Below are 1,793 nucleotides of genomic sequence, written 5' to 3' on the forward strand. Positions count from 1 at the left end.
GCGCGTCGCGGCATTGGCCGAAGCGATCGCCGCCGAAGTGGGCGTCGACCCGCAACAGGCACGCCGCGCCGCCGAACTGTCGAAGGCCGACCTGCAATCGCGTCTGGTCAACGAGTTCCCGGACCTGCAGGGTATCGCCGGCCGTTACTACGCCGCCGTCGAGAAGCAACCGATCGAAGTCGCCAACGCGATCGACGAAGGCTACATGCCGCGTTTCGCCGGCGACGCGATCGCGCCGTCGAAGCTGGGGCAGGTGCTGGCGATTGCCGAACGGCTCGACACGCTGGCGGGCGGCTTCGCCGCTGGCTTGAAGCCGACCGGCAACAAGGATCCGTTTGCGTTGCGGCGGAATGCGTTGGGTTTGGCGCGCACCCTGCTCGAGGGTGGGATCGAGCTAGAACTGTATGCGGTGCTCGATAAGGCATACGAGTCAGCCTCATTCGCGCTTGCTGCGACCCGTGCCGAGCAGAAGCTCAAAGCTACCAGCAAGGCCCAGTCCGAAGGCGTCTCAGTTCAGCCGGGGCCGATTCTCGAGAGCGAGTCGTCAACATCGCTCGATGTCATCGAGATCGTCGAGTTTGTGATGGATCGCCTTCGCGGCTATTACGCCGACCAAAGCATCCCGACCCAGCAATTCGAATCCGTGGTTGCACTCAAGCCTGCCTCGCTCCCCGACTTCGACCACCGCCTCAAGGCCATCGGCGAGTTCGCCAAGCTGCCCGAAGCCGAAGCCCTCGCCGCCGCCAACAAGCGCATCCGCAACATCCTGCGCAAGGTCGAGGGCGAGATTCCTTCGGGCGTCGATCCGGCCCGCTTCACCGAGCCTGCGGAGCGCGACCTTGCCGCCGCGGTCGATGCGGCCATCGCCGACACCGACGACGCATTGAAACAGCGCGACTACGTCGCCGTGCTCGGCCGCCTCGCCCGCCTGCGCCCGCAGGTCGACGCCTTCTTCGACGGGGTAATGGTCAACGTCGACGACAGCGCGGTACGCAACAACCGCCTCGCGTTGTTGCAGCGGTTATCCGATCGCCTCGGCAGCGTTGCTGCCATCGAGCATCTGTCGACCTAGCTATCGGCTGTTCGCCTCGAAAATGGCGAACACCCCGGACGCATGCAGACCCGAAGGGCGGCGCACATGGGTGAGGGCGCGCGCTTGCGAGCCATTGGCTCGCGCGCGACCGAACGCCCGCGCGAGTAGCGCGGGCCGGTCTTTGGCCGCGAAGCGGACAAAGTGCGCCGTTTTCCGACCGAGCCAGGGCGAGGAGGTGCTGCATGCGCGCCACTGGCGCGCGCACCGACGAACGCCCGCGCCGCAAGCGCGGGCCGGACTTTTCCGGCTCAGCCGGAAAAGGCGAGTCGGAAAATCCCCGCGGCGTCCAATCCGCCGACGCGCTCTTGATTCACACAAGGCACTTTCTTTTGGTGACTTTTCTTTGTGCCAGCAAAGAAAAGTTACCCGGCCCGCAGGGGCGGAAGCCCTGCACTGCAAATGCAGAGACGCAGGACCCCCGCCTTCGCGGAGATGACAGGCACAGGCCAAGTCGCTGAACTCCTGCCGTTGCATGCCGCACGCCCGTCAATACGTTTTGACGCGCCCCGGTTATCCTCCCCCCATGCGCCCAGCCCCCCGCCTGCTCGCCGCCGCGACCCTGTGTCTTGCCGCGGCGTTCCCCACGCAGGCCGCCACCGTCGCAAAGGTCGACATCCTCGGCCTCGACGAGACGATGACGCTCAACGTCCGTACCTCGTTGTCGCTGGTCGATGCCATCGGCAAGGACGTCTCCGGCCGC

General features: G+C 65.9%; 1 protein-coding gene. It reads left to right on the forward strand.

Translation table 11 applies throughout. From position 1 onward, the window contains the following. A partial coding sequence (gene glyS, locus V6M50_RS15095) for a glycine--tRNA ligase subunit beta (protein ID WP_332819397.1) occupies nucleotides 1-1,072 on the forward strand: 1,072 nt, incomplete at its 5' end. Nucleotides 1,073-1,793 lie beyond the last annotated feature (721 nt).

This window comes from Sphingopyxis sp. (assembly GCF_036675685.1).
Classification (GTDB): domain Bacteria; phylum Pseudomonadota; class Alphaproteobacteria; order Sphingomonadales; family Sphingomonadaceae; genus Sphingopyxis.